The following is a 17,427-nucleotide window of genomic DNA, read 5'->3' on the forward strand; positions in this document are numbered from 1 at the left end:
CAACACCGACCGCAACACCAACCGCAACGCCGACAGCGACACCAACGGCGACACCGACCGCAACGCCGACGGCGACGCCAACCGCAACACCGACCGCAACGCCGACGGCGACGCCAACCGCAACACCGACGGCAACACCGACCGCAACGCCAAGTGAGACGCCAACCGCAACGCCAAGTGAAACCCCAACGGCAACACCAGGTGAGACGCCGACACCTACTCCCGAAACAACCCCCACTCCTGGAAATGAGCCGACACCTACTCCTGGAAGTGAGGAAACACCGACACCCGGAGATGATCCTACACCAGAGTATACACCTGGTACAACACCGGGAACATCAACAGAAACACCTCCGGATGAGCAGGTACTTGGAGCAAGAAGAGTACAGGATAATGCAGTGCTTGGTGCAAGAAGAGGATCTGATTTTGCAGTACTTGGTAAGAGAAGAAGACCTCAGACAGGCGACAGTATGGCGATGATTCTCTGGCTGATTGCACTGGGAGCAGCGGCAGGCGGAACAGCAGTTTCTGTTGTGAAACTGAATCAGGTGAAAAAACGTCGTAAATAAGGAGCATTTAAATGAATAAAAAATTGATACTGTTAATTGCTGCAGGACTTATGGCAGCACAGCTTCTTGGCTGTGGAAATAATAAACAGGAATCAGTTGAAGAGGAATCAGCAGTGGAAATCTCCACTGCTGATTCTGGTGATAATGAAACTTCTTCTGATATCGTGCCGGTAAGCCCGTCACAGCAATATGACGACAGTGAAGATGTATATGAGAAAGCAGAAATATCCTGTTCTCTGCCGAAAGGCTTCAAAGCCTATGAAGCAGAAGAGGGAATGTATGTACATAAAAACTATCCAAAGGATCTTTCTACGATCAGCTATGTGATCTCGGAAGGAGATGAAAACATAACTGAAAAGTCGAAGGAAGAGTATCAGACCATGATTGAGCAGGATTTTGATGCAAGCTATGGAGATACCGTTCCTGTTACGATAGAGCAGTATGACAAGATCAGAATTGATGGCAGACCGGGGTTCAAGATCAGGCTTCAGTATGAACTTAAGGGTACGGTTTATGAACAGCTCAGCTACAACCTGTTTAACGGGGACGAAACCCACATCCTGACCTTTACACAGGAAGAAGGTGCAGGCTGGATGGATGATTTTGAAAAATGCGGAGAGAGCATTCACTTCGTAGCAACGGAAGAGTAAAGGAGAGAATACATGAGAAAATCAGGCAGAAAAAGTGTTATGGCAATCTTGATGGCGGTATCATGTGTATTCTCTTTTGCAGGCTGTCAGGAGAAAATGGAAGAGTGTGATGCGAAGCCGGTGATTTATCTTTATCCGGAAAGTAAAACAGATGTTACAGTGAAACTGGATTATGCCGGAGAACTGACCTGTACCTATCCGGAGTATCAGGATGGATGGAAGGTTACGGCCAGTCCTGATGGCACATTGACAGATGCAGATGGTCAGACTTATAATTACCTCTACTGGGAAGGCGAGAACAGTGTTTCCTATGATTTTTCCAGCGGCTATTGTGTGGCCGGAAGTGATACAGCTTCCTTCCTGGAGGATGCTCTCCAGCAGCTTGGGCTGACCAGACAGGAGGCAAACGAGTTTATTGTTTACTGGCTGCCATTAATGAAAGAAAATCCCTATAATCTGATCACTTTCCAGTCAGATGTTTATACGCAGGCAGCACAGTTGTCTGTTGATCCAGCGCCGGATACGGTGATTCGGGTATTTATGGCATGGAAGCCACTGAAGGATGCAGTGGAGATTCCTGCGCAGGATCTTACTGCACCGGATCGTACCGGATTCACAGTAGTAGAATGGGGTGGATCTCAGGTCAGATAACAGGAAGTCTGACAGAAAAAAGGAGAAGTTATGATAGAAGAAAATGTGCAGGAGCAGGAAGAATTTCCTGAGAGTAAACCGGCAGAAAAGGAACGCTTTACAGACCGGGTGCTGACCAGGGAGGTCACCCTGAAGGGGATCACCTTTCAGATGGTAGATATTCTTTTTACAGCCTGCCTTTTTATATTGGCATTTCTGATCAGATGGAAGTTAATGCCGATTGAATCTGCAGATTACTTCGGATTTCTGGAGCCATGGATGGAAGCAATCCGGACGAATGGCGGATGGAGATCCCTTTCCATGGAGATTTCCAATTATACATCGCCTTATATGTATATTATGACGCTGCTTTCTTATATCAGCACCAATGACCTGTATGCGTTAAAGCTGGTTTCTGTGGCCTTTGATTATTTTGCGGCCATAGCGGTACTGAGGATCCTGTACCATATGACAGGAAACCTACGGAAATCCATACTGGGTATGGCAGTTCTTCTGCTTTCCCCGACAGTCATTATTGACAGTGCCTACTGGTGCCAGTGCGATATTATTTACACCTCGTTCCTGCTTTATTCCTATTTATATTTCCTTGAGGACGATGGTGAAAAATCAGCGATCTTTTTTGGACTTTCCTTTATGTTCAAGCTGCAGGCGGTATTTTTGCTGCCATTCTTCGTGATTATGTGGTTGAAAAAAAGAACGATCCGCCTGGAATATTATCTCTGGGTTCCAGCTATATACTTTATCAGCGTGATCCCGGCCTGGATCGCAGGAAGAAGCCTGAAAGATCTGCTTACGGTATATCTGGATCAGTCAGGTTATTATCCATGGGGAACATTGCATTATCCGAATGTGTATGCTCTGCTTGGGGAAGAAATGCCAGATCTTAGGCATGCAGATGAAGTGAGTGGTGCAGGAACCATTATGACGATCATGATCCTGGGATGTATTGCCTATTATCTGTATACGAAGAAGCTGGAACTGACAGAAGAACTGATGATAACACTTGCTTTGTTTACTGTGACGATAACGGTTTATACCTTGCCGCATATGCATGACAGATACGGATTTCTGATCGATCTGCTGGCAATCATTTACGGGGTATACCGGATGAAAAAGCTGCCGGTCACCTGTGGCTTTATGCTGGTTTCCATGCTCACCTTCATGCCTTATCTGATCGCAGTGGATATTCTGCCATTGAAGGTGCTTGCGCTGATCCAGCTTGCCCTTATTATTTATGTAGGGTATGATCTTTACAGCCAGGTCAGCAGGGCGGCAGCTACAGAATCAGGATCCAGTCCTTCAGCCATCTGAGCTTCATGCCAAGCTCACGGTCAATGGGAAAACCGGATACCACAGGGAAAAACAGAAAGAATACGATCACAGCGGCTGCCAGATAAATGGTGACCGCTTTTTTACCCCATGAAAAACGGTGGATGATACAGTTAATGGTGTACCCCATCATCAGGATGACAAAGAGGATGGCAGGGAAGTAGTGATAGATAAAGGTAATACGGCTGATACTCATCCAGGGCACATACTGGGCTAAATAGGCAAGAAAAAGAAAGGCGGCCCTTTTATCTTTTTTCAGAATACCATGGACAAGCACAAATACCTGACAGGGGATTCCGACCCACCAAATGGCAGGATTTCCCATGCAGCTGACAGCACTTACTTTCGTGGCGGTAACAGCATCATTGGCATCCAGAAGCGGCATCCATATAATAGGCCATTCATAAAAGGGAGAACTGTAATAATGCTCGGCCACAAGCTGGGAATGGTAATTAAACATGGATATGCTTCCCTGAATGGCTTTGTCGATAAGGTTCTTATATTCGGTATAGCCTACCACAGGTATAAAGGAAAGCGTATAAACTGCCAGCGGGATCAGAACGAAGAAAATACAGCAGAAGCCAAAAAGCCTTGGAATCTGCTTTTTATTTCCGGGGAATCTGCAGATCACATGGATAAAGAAGATCAGGGCAAGGCCGGCGGCAGCATAAATGCCGGTCCATTTTGTGGCAATGCCAAAAGCCATGGTAATGCCACAGAGGGCAAGGGGAACAAGAATGCGCTCTGTGAGCGGACGGTCCGGCTTTGCTGCATTGTCCCTGACGATATATTCATACATGAAATAATACATGAGCAGAATAAAGAAAGCGGCAAAAATATCAATGGTTGCGATCCGGGAAAGGTTATAGTGCATGCAGTCAAAGCAGAAGAGCGTGGTGACTGCCGTTGCGGTAAAGGTATTCCGGAACAGCCTCTTGGCAAACAGATACATGACACCGGTAATCAGGATGCCAAACAGAGCACTCATAAAACGCCAGCCAAAGGGAGTCATGCCTAAAAGCCGGATACCCAGGGAAATCAGGATCTTACCAAAATGCGGATGAGTTGTTTCGTAGGTTGTTAAATGATGGATGAATTCGTAGGCGGTCCTGCCATGATAAACTTCATCAAACATGGTGCCGTTCATATAAGTGACAGCGGAGGGAAAAGTATCCTGTTCATCGAAGAGCGAGGGATAGCTGTCTGCATTGACGGGTTCAAGGATAGAACCATCCGGCGTTTGTACGACGAGCTCATTGAAAACAGCGGTATCATCAGTGGCAACAATGCCAAGGTAACGCAGATTGTAATTCACATCTACCTTATTCCAGTCAAAGACAGATTCCACAGTGGCATCTCCGTTGATGATTTCCCATTCTCCGGTTACTTCATTAAAAGCAGACAATGATAAATGTCTGGTATTCAGATTCCCGAGAAAAATGGAAAAGGAAGCGATATCCGTATATTCACCAAAGTCAAGAACAATGTCAGCTTCGCCTGTTTTAGTTGTATAAGTGGTTTGCGGAGCCTTAAAGGATCCAAGACGGAAGAATACGAGACAGGTGAAAACAAGAAGCAGGACGCCAAGACACTGCCAGTCTTTCTTCGTCATAAATTCCGGTTTCATTTCAGCAAATAGCTTTTTGCATTTAGATTTCATTGTGTTACCTCTTACCCCTTTTACTTCTATATAGTATAGCAATTTGAATCTTTAAAAACAATATATCAGGATGCTTTTTGTATGGAGGTGTTCTGACAAAACAGCTGACAGATTTATAAAGGTCTGCAGAAATGGCTATACTGAAAAAGAAAATGAAAAGGAGAAGAAAGATGATTTATATGCAGATTACTAATATTCATGGAAGAGAAATTCTGGATTCGCGTGGGAATCCTACGGTAGAAGCAGAAGTAACGCTCACAGAAACAAGCACAGGAAAAAGGTTTACGGGATGTGCTGCAGTACCATCCGGTGCCAGTACCGGACGGTTTGAGGCAGTAGAACTGCGGGATGCGCAGGAAAGGTATTTTGGGCTTGGGGTACAGAAGGCTGTATCCAATATCAATACTAAGATCAAGGAAGCGCTGAGTGGCAGAAATGGACTTGATCAGCAGGAGGTTGACCGGATCCTGATGGAAACTGATGGCACGGATAATAAGGGAAATCTTGGAGCAAATGCGACACTTGCCGTATCCCTTGCCGTAGCAAGAGCGGCGGCAGAATCTCTTAATATGCCGTTATACAGGTATCTTGGCGGTGTCCATACAGACCGGATGCCGGTTCCCATGATGAATATTTTAAATGGCGGAAAACATGCAGCTAATACGGTTGATTTTCAGGAATTTATGATCATGCCTGTCAGTGCCGGAAGCTTTTCAGAGGGGCTTCGGATATGTGCGGAGATTTATCATTATTTAAAGAAGATTCTGGTCCAAAAGGGACTTTCCACAGGAGTCGGGGATGAGGGAGGCTTTGCACCGGATCTCCCGGATGCCAGAGCAGTTCTTACGTTGATTATTGAGGCAATCGAAAAAAGTAAATATCTGCCAGGAAAGGATGTTAAAATAGCTCTTGACGTGGCAAGCAGTGAATTATACAATGAGAAAACAGGCATGTATCATTTCCCTGGGGAAAGCTCTCTGAAGGGAGAGGAGATCGTCAGGGACACTTCTGAAATGATCACATATTATGAAGAACTGATCAATGAATTTCCTATTGTTTCCATTGAAGATGGACTGGCTGAGGATGACTGGGAAGGCTGGAAAAAGCTTACGAAGAGACTTGGCGGCAGGGTGCAGCTTGTTGGAGATGATCTGTTTGTGACAAACACCAAACGGCTGGAAGCAGGAATGAAACTGAACGTGGCAGGTGCCATACTGGTCAAAGTAAATCAGATCGGAACACTTTCAGAAGCCATGGAGGCAGTGCTGATGGCGCAGCATCATGGATATAAAGCTGTGATTTCCCACAGATCAGGAGAAACAGAGGATCCATTTATTGCAGATCTGGCGGTGGCGGTGAATGCGGGTCAGATCAAAACAGGTGCACCCTGCAGAAGTGACAGAGTTGCCAAGTATAACAGGCTTCTCAGGATCGAGGAGCAGCTTGGCAGGAATGCATATTACAGGGATCCTTTTCCTACTGTATAGAATAAACTACGGAGCATTGTGCGCGGAATGATACAGACGTAAAATGACAGTATCTGTGAAATGGCCTGTAATACAGGAATAAAATACGGGAGATAAGAGAGAATGCACATGAAAAAGGGAATTAAGGAACTGGCGAAACGTACACTGGCACTTGCCCTGACAGTGACTGCGATATGGACATTGCAGCCTGCAGAGGTACATGCAGTGAATGCAAGTGGAAACATTGCACAGGGTGTTGATGTTTCCAAACATAATGGAAGCGTGAATTGGTCACAGGTAGCAGCCAGTGGCATGAAGTTTGCATTTATCAAGGCTGGAAGCACTAACAGTGGCGTGGATCCGAACTTTGACACCAATATAAAGGGGGCAGCTGCGGCAGGCCTTAAAACGGGTGTATATGTTTATTCCTATGCAACGACACCGGAGGCAGCACAGAATGAAGCGAATCTGGTACTGCAGTGGATCAGTAACTATACAGTAAACTATCCGGTTGTTTTTGATATTGAGGATAAATGCCATAAGAATCTGTCTAATCAGCAGCTCATTGATATTATCAATGCGTTCTGTACTACGATCGATGCTGCCGGTTACTATCCAATGGTGTATTCCTATAAAAATATGTTTACCTCCAAGCTTTCTATCTGCGGATGGGACAAATGGGTAGCACAGTACAGCAGTAACTGTGAATACAATAATAATGTCTGCTTCTGGCAGTATTCCAGCTATGGAAAAGTGAATGGGTTTGGCAGCCGTGTGGATGTGAACTATCAGTACAAGGACTACAGTACCCTGATCATTCCAGAGGGATTTATTGCCCATAATGGACAGACAAGATTCTATCGTAACTGGAAGATGCAGAGAGGATGGGTTGACTATAATGATACCAGATATTATCTGGATGGCGCGGGCAATCTGGTAAGAGGCTGGTTTACCGACGATAAGGGCACGTATTATCTGACTCCGGAGGACGGACAGATCGCCAGGGGACAGTATACAGCAGAAGGAAACAATTATTACTTCACAGCAGAGGGAATCAAAACAGCAGGCTGGGTTACTGTAGGAGAGCAGAAGTTTTATTATGATCCCCTGAACAATGGTATCATGAAGAAGGAATGGTATTCTGATGAGAAGGGAAATTTCTATTTCTTTGACAGAACAGACGGCCATATGCTGACCGGGGATCAGGTTATTGATGGACTGAAATTTCTTTTCAGTGCAGATGGGATCAGACAGAGCGGCATGATTGCAAGAGAAGATGGTTCCAGCTACTATTATGATCCTGCCACAGGACAGATGGTATCCGGCTGGTTCAACATTGCGGATAAGACTTACTACGCAGATGAACTGGGACATATCGTGACAGGTATTTATCCGGTAGCAAAGCAGAACTATTACTTTGATGAAAAGGGTGTGCTGATCAGAAACCAGGTACTGGATCTGAACGGTGTACAGTATCAGGCTGATGAGAATGGTATCCTGACAGAGATCGTACCGGTACCGGAAGAGGATACAGCCGCCGCTGCTGCTGCACAGGCATCTGCGCAGCCTGTGAAATAGGAAATAATTTACAGAAATACTTGAAAATTCAAAGAGCATATGATAAACTGATGTTTGTTTGCATTAGGAGGTGTGAAAATGGCAGCACTTAGAATCGTAATTCAGATTTTATTTATTTTAATATGTATTGTTTTAACAGTGATCGTTCTGATGCAGGAAGGCAAATCTGCAGGACTGGGAGCAATCAGTGGAGCAGCGGAAACATACTGGGGCAAGAATAAAGGCCGTTCCATGGAAGGTAAGCTTGTTAAGCTTACGAAATATCTGGCGATAGGCTTTATGGTCATCAGTATTATATTAAATCTTAATGTATTTTAGGACTTAAGGCATTCCGCAGGGAATGCCTTTTTTGTACAGGAAAACCGGAAAGGCATTGCAGGAAGCTGGCAGAAAATATGATGGAGAATATGGACAGATCATTATATGAAAAACGCAAAAATTTAATATGTGAGCTGGTAAATGACAAGTTTTATGTTCCCATGAAGGAAAAGGAACTGGCAGCCTTTATGCAGGTTCGTCCCGAAGAACGGGAGGAACTGAAGACGATTCTGAACGAACTGCTGATGGAGGGAAGACTTCAGATTTCCAAGCGTGGCAAGTATTCCAAAGGGGAAGAAGGCGGAGGCCTTGTGGGTACTTTTATCAGTCATCCCAAAGGCTTTGGCTTTGTGGAGATCGAAGGCAGAAGCGAAGATCTGTACATTCCGGAGAGCGGTGTGAACGGTGCCTTCCATCAGGATCAGGTACAGGTAGAACTTTTGAAGGGACAGGGAGGCAGACGACAGGAAGCCAGGATTGTGAAGATTCTTTCCCATGGACTTACAAAGGTGGTGGGTACGTATCAGAAGTCGAAAAGCTTTGGCTTTGTGATCCCGGATCTGGAAAAGATCAGCACTGATATTTATATTCCGGCAGAAGGTTCTAAGGGAGCAGTCACCGGGCATAAAGTAGTAGTGGAGCTTACCGACTACGGAGATGACAAGCATAAACCGGAGGGCAGGATCACAGAGATCCTGGGACATGTGAATGATCCCGGGGTAGATATCCTTTCTATTGTAAAGGGATATGATCTTCCGGTAGAATTCGAGGAAAAGCTTCTGAATCAGGCTGAACGTGTTGGTAAGCCGGTATCTGAGGCTGACATGGCAGGCAGAAGGGATCTGCGTTCCCTGCAGATGGTGACGATTGATGGGGAAGATGCCAAGGATCTGGATGATGCAGTCAGTCTGACCAGGGAAGGCGAAAATTACTGCCTTGGGGTTCATATTGCGGATGTCAGCAATTACGTGCAGGAAAATTCTGCACTGGACAGAGAGGCACTGAATCGTGGTACCAGTGTCTATCTTGTGGACAGAGTGATCCCTATGCTGCCGCATACCCTGTCAAACGGGATCTGCTCCCTGAATCAGGGGGAGGACAGACTGGCTCTGAGCTGTCTGATGAAGGTAAACAAAAAGGGAGAAGTAGTTTCCTATGAAATTGCCGAAACCGTGATCTGCGTGGATAGAAGAATGAGCTATACAGCGGTCAGAAAGATCCTGGAAGAGGGAGATCCGGAATTGATCCAGGAATATGAAGAACTGGTTCCCATGTTTCAGGATATGCAGGAGCTGGCGGCTATCCTCCGTAAGAAGAGAAGACAGAGAGGCTCCATAGATTTTGATTTTCCGGAAAGCAAGATCATTTTGGATCAGAAAGGAAATCCCGTTTCCATAGAGCCTTATGAAAGAAATGTGGCAACAGATCTGATCGAAGACTTTATGCTTCTTGCCAATGAGACAGTAGCACAGCATTTTTACTGGATGGAGGTGCCGTTCCTTTACCGGACACATGAAACACCGGATGCAGAGAAAATAGAGAAGCTGGCGACTTTTATCCATAATTTTGGTTATCATATCAAGATCAAAACCAGCGATCATGAGGTGCATCCAAAGGAGATCCAGAAGCTCCTTGCTAGTATCGAGGGAACGGAAGAGGAAGCCCTGATTGCAAGGCTGGCGCTCCGGAGCATGAAGCAGGCAAAGTATTCGGTGGAATGTACTGGACACTTCGGACTTGCCTGTGCCTGTTACTGTCACTTTACCTCTCCAATCCGTAGGTATCCGGATCTTCAGATCCACAGGATCATTAAGGAGCAGCTGCGCGGACGTCTTATGGAAAAGCGGATTGACCATTATAAGGAGATCCTTCCGGAGGTCGCAAGGCAGACTTCCAGACTGGAGCGCCGTGCGGATGAGGCAGAGCGTGAAACAGATAAGCTGAAGAAGGCACAGTATATGAAGCACCATATCGGAGAAACACTGGAAGGTATTATTTCCGGTATTACCGCATGGGGGATTTATGTGGAACTGCCAAATACGGTAGAAGGCATGATCCATGTAGCAAGACTGACCGGTGATTACTATTATTACAAGGAAGAGACCTTCGAAATGGTGGGAAGGGATACCGGAAGATGCTTTAAGCTGGGACAGAGACTGAAGGTTTTTGTGGATAGTGTCGATATGGTATCAAAGAGCGTGGATTTTCTGCTTGCAGAAGATGATATGGAAGAAGAGGAGCAGGGATAATGGCAAAGGAAGAAATGAAGCTTGTTGCAAATAACAAGAAAGCCTATCATGATTATTTTATAGAAGAAAAGTATGAAGCAGGGCTTGTACTTCATGGAACGGAAGTCAAGTCACTGCGTATGGGAAAATGCAGTATTAAGGAAGCGTTCATCCGTATCGAAAATGGAGAGGTGTATGCCTATGGCATGCACATCAGTCCTTATGAAAAGGGGAACATTTTCAACAAGGATCCGCTGCGGCCAAAGAAGCTGCTATTGCATAAACAGCAGATCCGGAAACTGATCGGAAGCAGTGCAGAGAAGGGCTATACGCTGGTGCCCCTGCAGGTTTATTTCAGGGACGGCAGAGCCAAGATCGAGATCGGACTTGCCCGTGGTAAAAAGCTATATGACAAAAGGCAGGACATTGCAAAGAAGGATCAGAGAAGAGAGGCGGAGAAGGAACTGAAGATCCGTCTGAAGGGTTAAAAATTTTGATTGCTATTTTATAAATAACTGGTATACTTACAGTAGATATAAGGGTTAGTAAAGGTTTCGACAGGGATCTTGCAGCTGGAGAAGCTATCCGCAGGCGATGCGTCAAATCGCAACATTAAATACAAACGCTGAAGATAATTTAGCATACGCTGCCTAATGGCAGCTGTCCGCTTTAGTGCACCTACACATTAAAATCCGGGCATCGACTATGTAGGAAACGACACAGGCTAAGCTTTGCACCTGTGGGCGTATCATGAAGCTACTGAAACCGGAAGGATGTCAGTCCCCGTCCGGCAGAGGGAATGGGCAGAGCAATCTGTCATAATAGACTGAATATGATAGTAGAAGGACAGGGAATGGGTCTTTGGACGCGGGTTCGACTCCCGCCTAATCCACTACCCTAAAATCCATGAATACGAGGAGAGTTTCGTGTTCATGGATTTTTTTGAAAGGAAGTACCTATGGCACAGAAGGATGAGTATCAGGTTGATGGGTATCTGTTCATCTCAAAGGAGGACAGGGATCTGGCATTGGAAGAAAAACAGAAGATTGACTATTTTGAGGAGAAAACAAAGGGCAAGAATAAGACCATGCTGCTGAATCTGTATGACAGTATCCTGGATCAGAAGCTGTTTAAGACACCTGTTGGCTTAGAATATTTAAGAAAGCTCAGAGAAGAACTGATCGCAGATGGATATGAGGAATCTCAGATCAGACCGATTCCTCTTTACAGAAATTATTCTTATAAGACAGGAGAGGAAATAGATGTATCCTATGTAAAGCGGAGAGTGAAGCCTTCTGACAGGAGGGAAAAGAAAGCGGGATATCTGCAGATATCAGTGTGCTTTAATCTGCTGCTTACATTGCTGGTGATCACGATGTTTGTGATCACAATGAAAAGTGATAATCCGAATATTCTGAATTACAAAAAACAGATTTTAAATGAATATGCATCCTGGGAACAGGAATTAACAGAAAGAGAGAACAGAGTCAGAGAAAAGGAACAGGAGCTCTCTATGGAAGCTCCGGAAGAATCAGAGGTGATCACAGATGGAGAAGATGAAAATACTGGTCGTTGATGATGAAGCGAGAATGCGTAAACTGGTTTCGGATTTCCTTACTAAAAGCGGCTATACGGTACTTGAGGCGGGAGATGGCAGCGAGGCACTGGATATCTTTTTTGAACAGAAGGATATTGCACTTGTGATACTTGATGTCATGATGCCCAAAATGGATGGCTGGCAGACATGCAGGGAGATCAGGCAGTATTCCAAGGTGCCGATTATCATGCTGACGGCAAGAAGTGATGAGAAGGATGAACTTCAGGGTTTCCAGCTTGGTGTGGATGAATATATCAGTAAGCCCTTCAGTCCTAAGATCCTGGTGGCCAGAGTAGAGGCGATCCTTCGCAGAACAGGACAGACGGAATCAGAAGATAAGCTGTCCATGGGAGGCATTGTTCTTGACAAGGAAGCTCACAGTGTAACCATTGACGGCAAAGAAATAGAGCTGAGCTATAAGGAATTTGAACTGCTTGCTTATTTTATGGAAAATAAAGGAATTGCACTTTCAAGAGAAAAGATTCTGAATAATGTATGGAATTATGATTACTTTGGCGATGCCCGTACCATTGATACCCATGTAAAAAAACTCCGCAGCAAAATGGGTGAGAAGGGTGATCTGATCAAGACCATCTGGGGTATGGGTTATAAGTTTGAGGTATAAAATGTTCCATACGATGGTTGAAAGGCGGCCGGCCGGCCTTCGTCATTCTATCAAGAAACAGATGGCTGCGGTGTTCAGTCTGCTCATGATGGGAACGATTTTGCTATGCTGGTTCATTAATAATTTTTTCCTTGGAGAATACTATATTTCCAAGAAACAGAATGCCATGTTTGCAACTTACCAGATACTGAATATGGCAGCAACTAATGGCACGCTCTCTACAGACAGCTTTGATATCGAATTTCAGAAGAACTGCGGAAAATACAATATAAATTATATCCTGCTTGATGCAGAATCCAAAACACTGAAAACATCAACACCGGATTACAGTACCTACAGTCAGAGACTCCTGAATAATCTGTTTGGGGGAAAGGCAGAACATCAGAAGCTTTTGGAAACTGGAGAGAAATATGAGATCCAGATTGCTGAGGATGACAGGACAGCAACTGAATTTCTGGAAATGTGGGGAGTTCTTGACAATGGAAATCTGTTCCTTTTCAGAAGTCCGCTGGAAAGCATCCGGGAAAGCGTGAAGCTGGCAAACCGGTTTCTCGGAGAGGTGGGGATCGCTTCTGCTATTATCAGTGCGGTGATCGTATACCTGATCTCCAGACAGATCACGAAACCAATCGAAGAGCTGACCGGGATTTCAGAGAGAATGATCCACCTGGATTTTGATGCGAAGTATACAGGAAAGAGCAGGACGGAGATCGCACAGCTTGGACAGAATATCAATGAGCTTTCCTATACACTGGAGCAGACGATTTCCGAATTGAAAAGTGCTAATAATGAACTTCAGAGGGATATTGAGAGAAAGAATAAAATTGATGAGATGCGGAAGGAATTCCTTGCCAATGTATCTCATGAGCTGAAAACACCAATTGCCCTGATCCAGGGATATGCAGAAGGCCTGAAAGAAGGCATTTCGGATGATGAGGAGAGCAGGAACTTTTACTGTGAAGTCATCATGGATGAAGCATCCAAGATGAACAATATGGTAAAGAAACTGATGACTCTGAACGAACTGGAATTTGGCAATGAAAAGGTAGAAATGGAGCGCTTTGATATTGTGGCCCTGATCCAAAACTATCTGCAGGCATCAGAACTGCTCTGCAGACAGAAGGAGATCGAGGTGATCATGGAGGCACAGAATCCTGTTTATGTGTGGGCAGATGAATTCATGGTCGAAGAGGTATTTGGCAATTATTTCAGCAATGCCTTAAATCATATTGCGGGAAAAAGAGTGATTGATGTAAAATTAAACAGGCATGACAATCTGGTCAGGGTTTCTGTTTTTAATACAGGGGAACAGATTCCGGAAGACAGTCTGCCCCATATCTGGGATAAATTTTACAAAGTTGATAAGGCAAGAACGAGAGCCTACGGAGGAAGTGGCGTTGGCCTTTCTATCGTAAAGGCGGTTATGGAAGCACTGAACCAGAAGTATGGTGCAGTGAATTATGATAACGGCGTGGAATTCTGGTTTGAACTGGAGTCTGCCGGAGAAAAAGTTGATGATGAAAAGGGAATGGAGACGGAGGAAAGTCAGAATGGATGAACTGCAAAGAGCAAAGGCGCTCAGGGATCAGGCCGGCAGGCTGGAGGAGATCGGCAGGGTGAAAAAGCGTCTGCTGGATCTGATCGAGATTTCACAGGATCCCTATTATGACCAGTATCTGAAGCAGATGCTGAAGGATCTGGAGGGAGGAAATGCATCTCCGCAGCAGGTACAGCAGGAGATGGAACGTACCTATAAAATATACCTGGAAAGAATGCGTGAAACGAAGAAGGCAAAGAATGGCCAGCCGGCGCAGACTGGTCAGCCAGTCAGTACTGCAGCACCTGCGGCGTACACAGTAGCTGCTCAGCCGGAGAATCTGCATAAAGGGACGGTAGAGTTTAAAATCGGGGCAGAGCTGTTTGCGTTTATCGGAGCTGCCTTTGTTCTGATCGCTTTTCTGATTCTCGGACTGCATTTCCTTGATGGAATCTGGCAGGGGATCAGTCTGTATGCAGCTTCTCTGGTGGTCGTTCTGCTCGGAGAACTACTGGTACGCCGGATCAGTGAAAGGTTTTCCATGATTATTACCGGTATAGGAATCGCCGGCATTTATATATCCGATATGGTGAATTTCCAGGTGCTCCATAATATTGGAGCCATAGCGGCACTGATAGTGGCGCTGGCGGTAACAGCAGGGACATTTTTCCTAGGTAGGAAGAGGGAGTCAGTTTCTTTGTGGCTTGTCAGTCTGATCGGCTGCTATATCTGCTTTATTCCCGGAAGATGTTATGAAAACGGACTGAATCTGCTGGTTCTGACAGTAATTCTGCTGCTTGTGAATCTGACGTCGATTGGACTAAAGCTGGATAAGAATACGGAAGCAGTTAAGATCATCCATATGATCATTCACACTGTATTTACCGTAATAGGCATGGTAAGAATTTACTATGCACATCTGGATGCTATTTACATGATCCTGTTTATTGGTGTGGCACTTGCTGTTTTGCACCTGATCTATTTTATGGACAGGGAAAAAGAGAAAATAGGGCTTATGATTACCTATGATATCCTACTGGGCATGATGGCAGTTATGTTTGTGGAAGTCGGGGCGATTTTGGACTTTACGAATATGTTCAGCTATGATTATGAAATATCACAGCTTTTTGTCAAACTACTGACAGAGGTGGTAGCACTGGCTGTCACAGCGGTATTTTTCCTGCTGTATGGTCAGAACAGAAAAAAATGGATCCTGTATTATTTTGCTGCCGGTATCATTGTCCTGTTCAATGGGTTTTCGGATTACATGCTGGAAACAACCATCGGCATAATACTGATCTTTGTGGTAACAAGGCTGCTGCAGAAAGAAAAAGATCTGACAGCACTTGATAATATACTGACGGTAATTCTGTTTTTGCAGGGAGCCTATATGACACAGACCTGGTATGCAGTTCCTTTTGCAGTGGCTGCAGTATTTGCTGTTGTGTATATCAGAAGATCCGTCCTTTTTCAGGAGATCACAGGTCTTTATGGAATCCTGCTGATGCTTTTTACACAGTTCCATGGAGATTATGTCCTGGCGGCAGCCATGGCGGTTGTACTGGTGCTTTTCTGGCTGTTTGCACATTTGCCGGTGCAGAAGGAGACAAACCGATATCCCTATGCAATGGTTACTGTGATAACGGCAGGACTGTTAAGTCTGTGCAGCCCGATTATAGATACATGGTATTATAATGTGATCACCATGATCCTTGGTGCTGCGGTCATTCTGCTTGTATTCAGGGAACAGTACGGGATGAAGGTAAAGCGGAAGTATCTGTGGCTTGCCTATTACTTTGACTATATGATATTGACAGCCGGATTTGCGGTGCCGATCATAGTAAGTATTATCTGGATGATCGTAGCGATGGGCTGTGTGGCAGTTGGCTTTAAAAAGAAGGACAGATGTTACAGACTGAATGGTCTTATCATGGCGGGAATTGTATGCCTGAAGCTCCTGATTTTTGATTTTATCGGAATTACCAGTTTTTATCGTGCAATTCTGTTCCTGGCAGTAGGAATCATAGCCCTTGTCATATCTTTCCTTTATATTCATCTGGAGAAGAAGGAGAATGAAAAGAAGGCCGCAGCAGAAGAAGTAGCAGAACCGGAAGTAACTATCGTAGAAGAATCTGAGGGTGCTGCCGTGCCGGCTGAAAGCACAGAAATGGAAGAACATATAATATCTGAAATGAATACTGCTCAGGCAGAAGAGGGGGAGAACCATGAATAGGGCGACAGGAATTACAGCAGCAATACTGACAGCAAGCCTTCTCCTTTCCGGATGTGGCAATCAGATCCCGGATATGACAGAAGAAGAACAGGCGCTGATTGTCAGCTACGCGGCAGAGGTAGTAGAACGTCATTACAGCAGTCATCCGTCTAGACTGGAAAGCGAAGAAGTCGTAGAACTGAAAAAAGAAGAAGAAGCACAGAAGGAAGCCAAAAAGGAACAGTTGAAGCAGGAAGAAGCAGCAAAGGCAGAAGAAGCGAAGAATAATGAGGCGTCTTCTTCTGAAACTGCAAAACAGAAAGTAGAACTGACTCTGGATGATGTGGTCGGAGCAGATGGCTTTTCTTTTTCTTATGAAGGATATGAACTGGATGATTCATACCCGGATACGGGCGAGCAAACCTATTTTGCCATGGATGCGACAGAAGGGCAGAAGCTTCTTGTACTGAAATTCCTTGCGCATAATGTCAGCGGGGAAGACAGGGAGCTGTCCATGGTCAGCAGTGGAGTCCGTTTCAAAATTACAGCAGGTGGAAAGACACAGAATGCTCTGACCACTATGCTGCTGAATGATTTCTCAAATTTCAGTGAAACAATACCCGGAAACGGAACCCAGGAACTGGTACTGATCTGTGAGGTACCGGCAGATGGCAGTGTGACAGAAGGCGGCTCTGACAGCATAGCGGTTATTGTTAGAAATGGAGATAAAAACGCAACAATTTCATTACAGTAAAGTACTGAACTAGAATAAGGATTAGCGAGATGACGAAAAAGGCCAGCTTTTAAGGCCTTTTTTGCTTTTCTGAAAAATGTGCAAAAAATTTCTACAATTTTTAAAAAAGGGCATTGACAAGGGCTATTTATAGTGGTATATTATGATTCGTTGCGAGGGACAAGTAAAACGAAGTCGAAAAGCAACGAAGAAAAATAAAAAAAGGTGTTGACACAGACAGAAACACATGATATTATATCAGAGTTGCGTCTGA

Annotated in this window: 15 protein-coding genes and 1 other RNA gene; 15 read left to right on the forward strand and 1 reads right to left on the reverse strand. The window is 44.9% G+C overall.

The window, feature by feature from the left end:
• From WJQ40_RS11095 to WJQ40_RS11110, 4 genes are all read left to right on the forward strand, one after another.
• Window positions 1-569, forward strand: a 569-nt coding sequence (locus tag WJQ40_RS11095; RefSeq protein WP_337540255.1) for a hypothetical protein, incomplete at its 5' end; no start/stop codon positions are given.
• 11 nt (window positions 570-580) lie between these two features.
• Complete coding sequence (locus WJQ40_RS11100) at window positions 581-1,219, forward strand: hypothetical protein (RefSeq protein ID WP_337540265.1); 639 nt, start codon at window positions 581-583, stop codon at window positions 1,217-1,219.
• Between the two features lie 12 nt (window positions 1,220-1,231).
• The gene (locus tag WJQ40_RS11105; RefSeq protein WP_337540271.1) at window positions 1,232-1,870 is read left to right on the forward strand and encodes a hypothetical protein; all 639 of its coding nucleotides are present in this window, start codon (window positions 1,232-1,234) and stop codon (window positions 1,868-1,870) included.
• A gap of 30 nt (window positions 1,871-1,900) precedes the next feature.
• Complete coding sequence (locus WJQ40_RS11110; protein WP_337540273.1) at window positions 1,901-3,181, forward strand: hypothetical protein; 1,281 nt, start codon at window positions 1,901-1,903, stop codon at window positions 3,179-3,181.
• Here WJQ40_RS11110 and WJQ40_RS11115 read toward each other — a convergent pair.
• A complete protein-coding gene (locus WJQ40_RS11115) occupies window positions 3,147-4,859 on the reverse strand; it encodes a phospholipid carrier-dependent glycosyltransferase (protein WP_337540277.1) in 1,713 nt (570 codons plus the stop codon). The genes WJQ40_RS11110 and WJQ40_RS11115 overlap by 35 nt on opposite strands.
• A 170-nt stretch (window positions 4,860-5,029) precedes the next feature.
• On the opposite strand from WJQ40_RS11115, the gene eno reads away from it, so the two are divergent.
• The 11 genes from eno to WJQ40_RS11170 all read left to right on the forward strand — a co-directional run bounded on the left by eno (window position 5,030) and on the right by WJQ40_RS11170 (window position 17,174).
• The gene (gene eno / locus WJQ40_RS11120; RefSeq protein ID WP_337540283.1) at window positions 5,030-6,346 is read left to right on the forward strand and encodes a phosphopyruvate hydratase; all 1,317 of its coding nucleotides are present in this window, start codon (window positions 5,030-5,032) and stop codon (window positions 6,344-6,346) included.
• 108 nt (window positions 6,347-6,454) lie between these two features.
• Window positions 6,455-7,903 carry a GH25 family lysozyme gene (locus WJQ40_RS11125; RefSeq protein ID WP_337540287.1) on the forward strand — a complete coding sequence of 483 codons (1,449 nt, stop codon included), beginning with the start codon at window positions 6,455-6,457 and terminating at the stop codon, window positions 7,901-7,903.
• A gap of 78 nt (window positions 7,904-7,981) precedes the next feature.
• Window positions 7,982-8,221 (forward strand): preprotein translocase subunit SecG, encoded by a 240-nt coding sequence (gene secG, locus WJQ40_RS11130; RefSeq protein WP_337540292.1) that lies wholly within the window; start codon window positions 7,982-7,984, stop codon window positions 8,219-8,221.
• Between the two features lie 89 nt (window positions 8,222-8,310).
• Entirely contained in the window at window positions 8,311-10,470 is a 2,160-nt protein-coding gene (rnr, locus tag WJQ40_RS11135; protein ID WP_118799323.1) for a ribonuclease R, read from the forward strand.
• Window positions 10,470-10,937 carry an SsrA-binding protein SmpB gene (gene smpB / locus WJQ40_RS11140; RefSeq protein WP_118799283.1) on the forward strand — a complete coding sequence of 156 codons (468 nt, stop codon included), beginning with the start codon at window positions 10,470-10,472 and terminating at the stop codon, window positions 10,935-10,937. Before rnr ends, smpB begins: the two co-directional genes overlap by 1 nt.
• A 51-nt stretch (window positions 10,938-10,988) precedes the next feature.
• Window positions 10,989-11,344: a transfer-messenger RNA gene (ssrA, locus tag WJQ40_RS11145) on the forward strand.
• 63 nt (window positions 11,345-11,407) lie between these two features.
• Window positions 11,408-12,025 carry a hypothetical protein gene (locus WJQ40_RS11150; RefSeq protein WP_118799282.1) on the forward strand — a complete coding sequence of 206 codons (618 nt, stop codon included), beginning with the start codon at window positions 11,408-11,410 and terminating at the stop codon, window positions 12,023-12,025.
• Window positions 11,997-12,671 carry a response regulator transcription factor gene (locus WJQ40_RS11155; protein ID WP_118799281.1) on the forward strand — a complete coding sequence of 225 codons (675 nt, stop codon included), beginning with the start codon at window positions 11,997-11,999 and terminating at the stop codon, window positions 12,669-12,671. The genes WJQ40_RS11150 and WJQ40_RS11155 overlap by 29 nt, the downstream gene beginning before the upstream one ends.
• 1 nt (window position 12,672) lies before the next feature.
• A complete protein-coding gene (locus WJQ40_RS11160; protein WP_337540297.1) occupies window positions 12,673-14,229 on the forward strand; it encodes a HAMP domain-containing sensor histidine kinase in 1,557 nt (518 codons plus the stop codon).
• Window positions 14,222-16,441, forward strand: a complete 2,220-nt coding sequence (locus tag WJQ40_RS11165; RefSeq protein WP_337540300.1) for a DUF2339 domain-containing protein — start codon at window positions 14,222-14,224, stop codon at window positions 16,439-16,441. Before WJQ40_RS11160 ends, WJQ40_RS11165 begins: the two co-directional genes overlap by 8 nt.
• A complete protein-coding gene (locus WJQ40_RS11170) occupies window positions 16,434-17,174 on the forward strand; it encodes a hypothetical protein (RefSeq protein WP_337540302.1) in 741 nt (246 codons plus the stop codon). Before WJQ40_RS11165 ends, WJQ40_RS11170 begins: the two co-directional genes overlap by 8 nt.
• Window positions 17,175-17,427: the final 253 nt, after the last annotated feature.

The sequence above is a fragment of the Suilimivivens sp. genome (assembly GCF_037359455.1).
In the GTDB taxonomy this organism is placed as follows: domain Bacteria; phylum Bacillota; class Clostridia; order Lachnospirales; family Lachnospiraceae; genus Suilimivivens; species Suilimivivens aceti.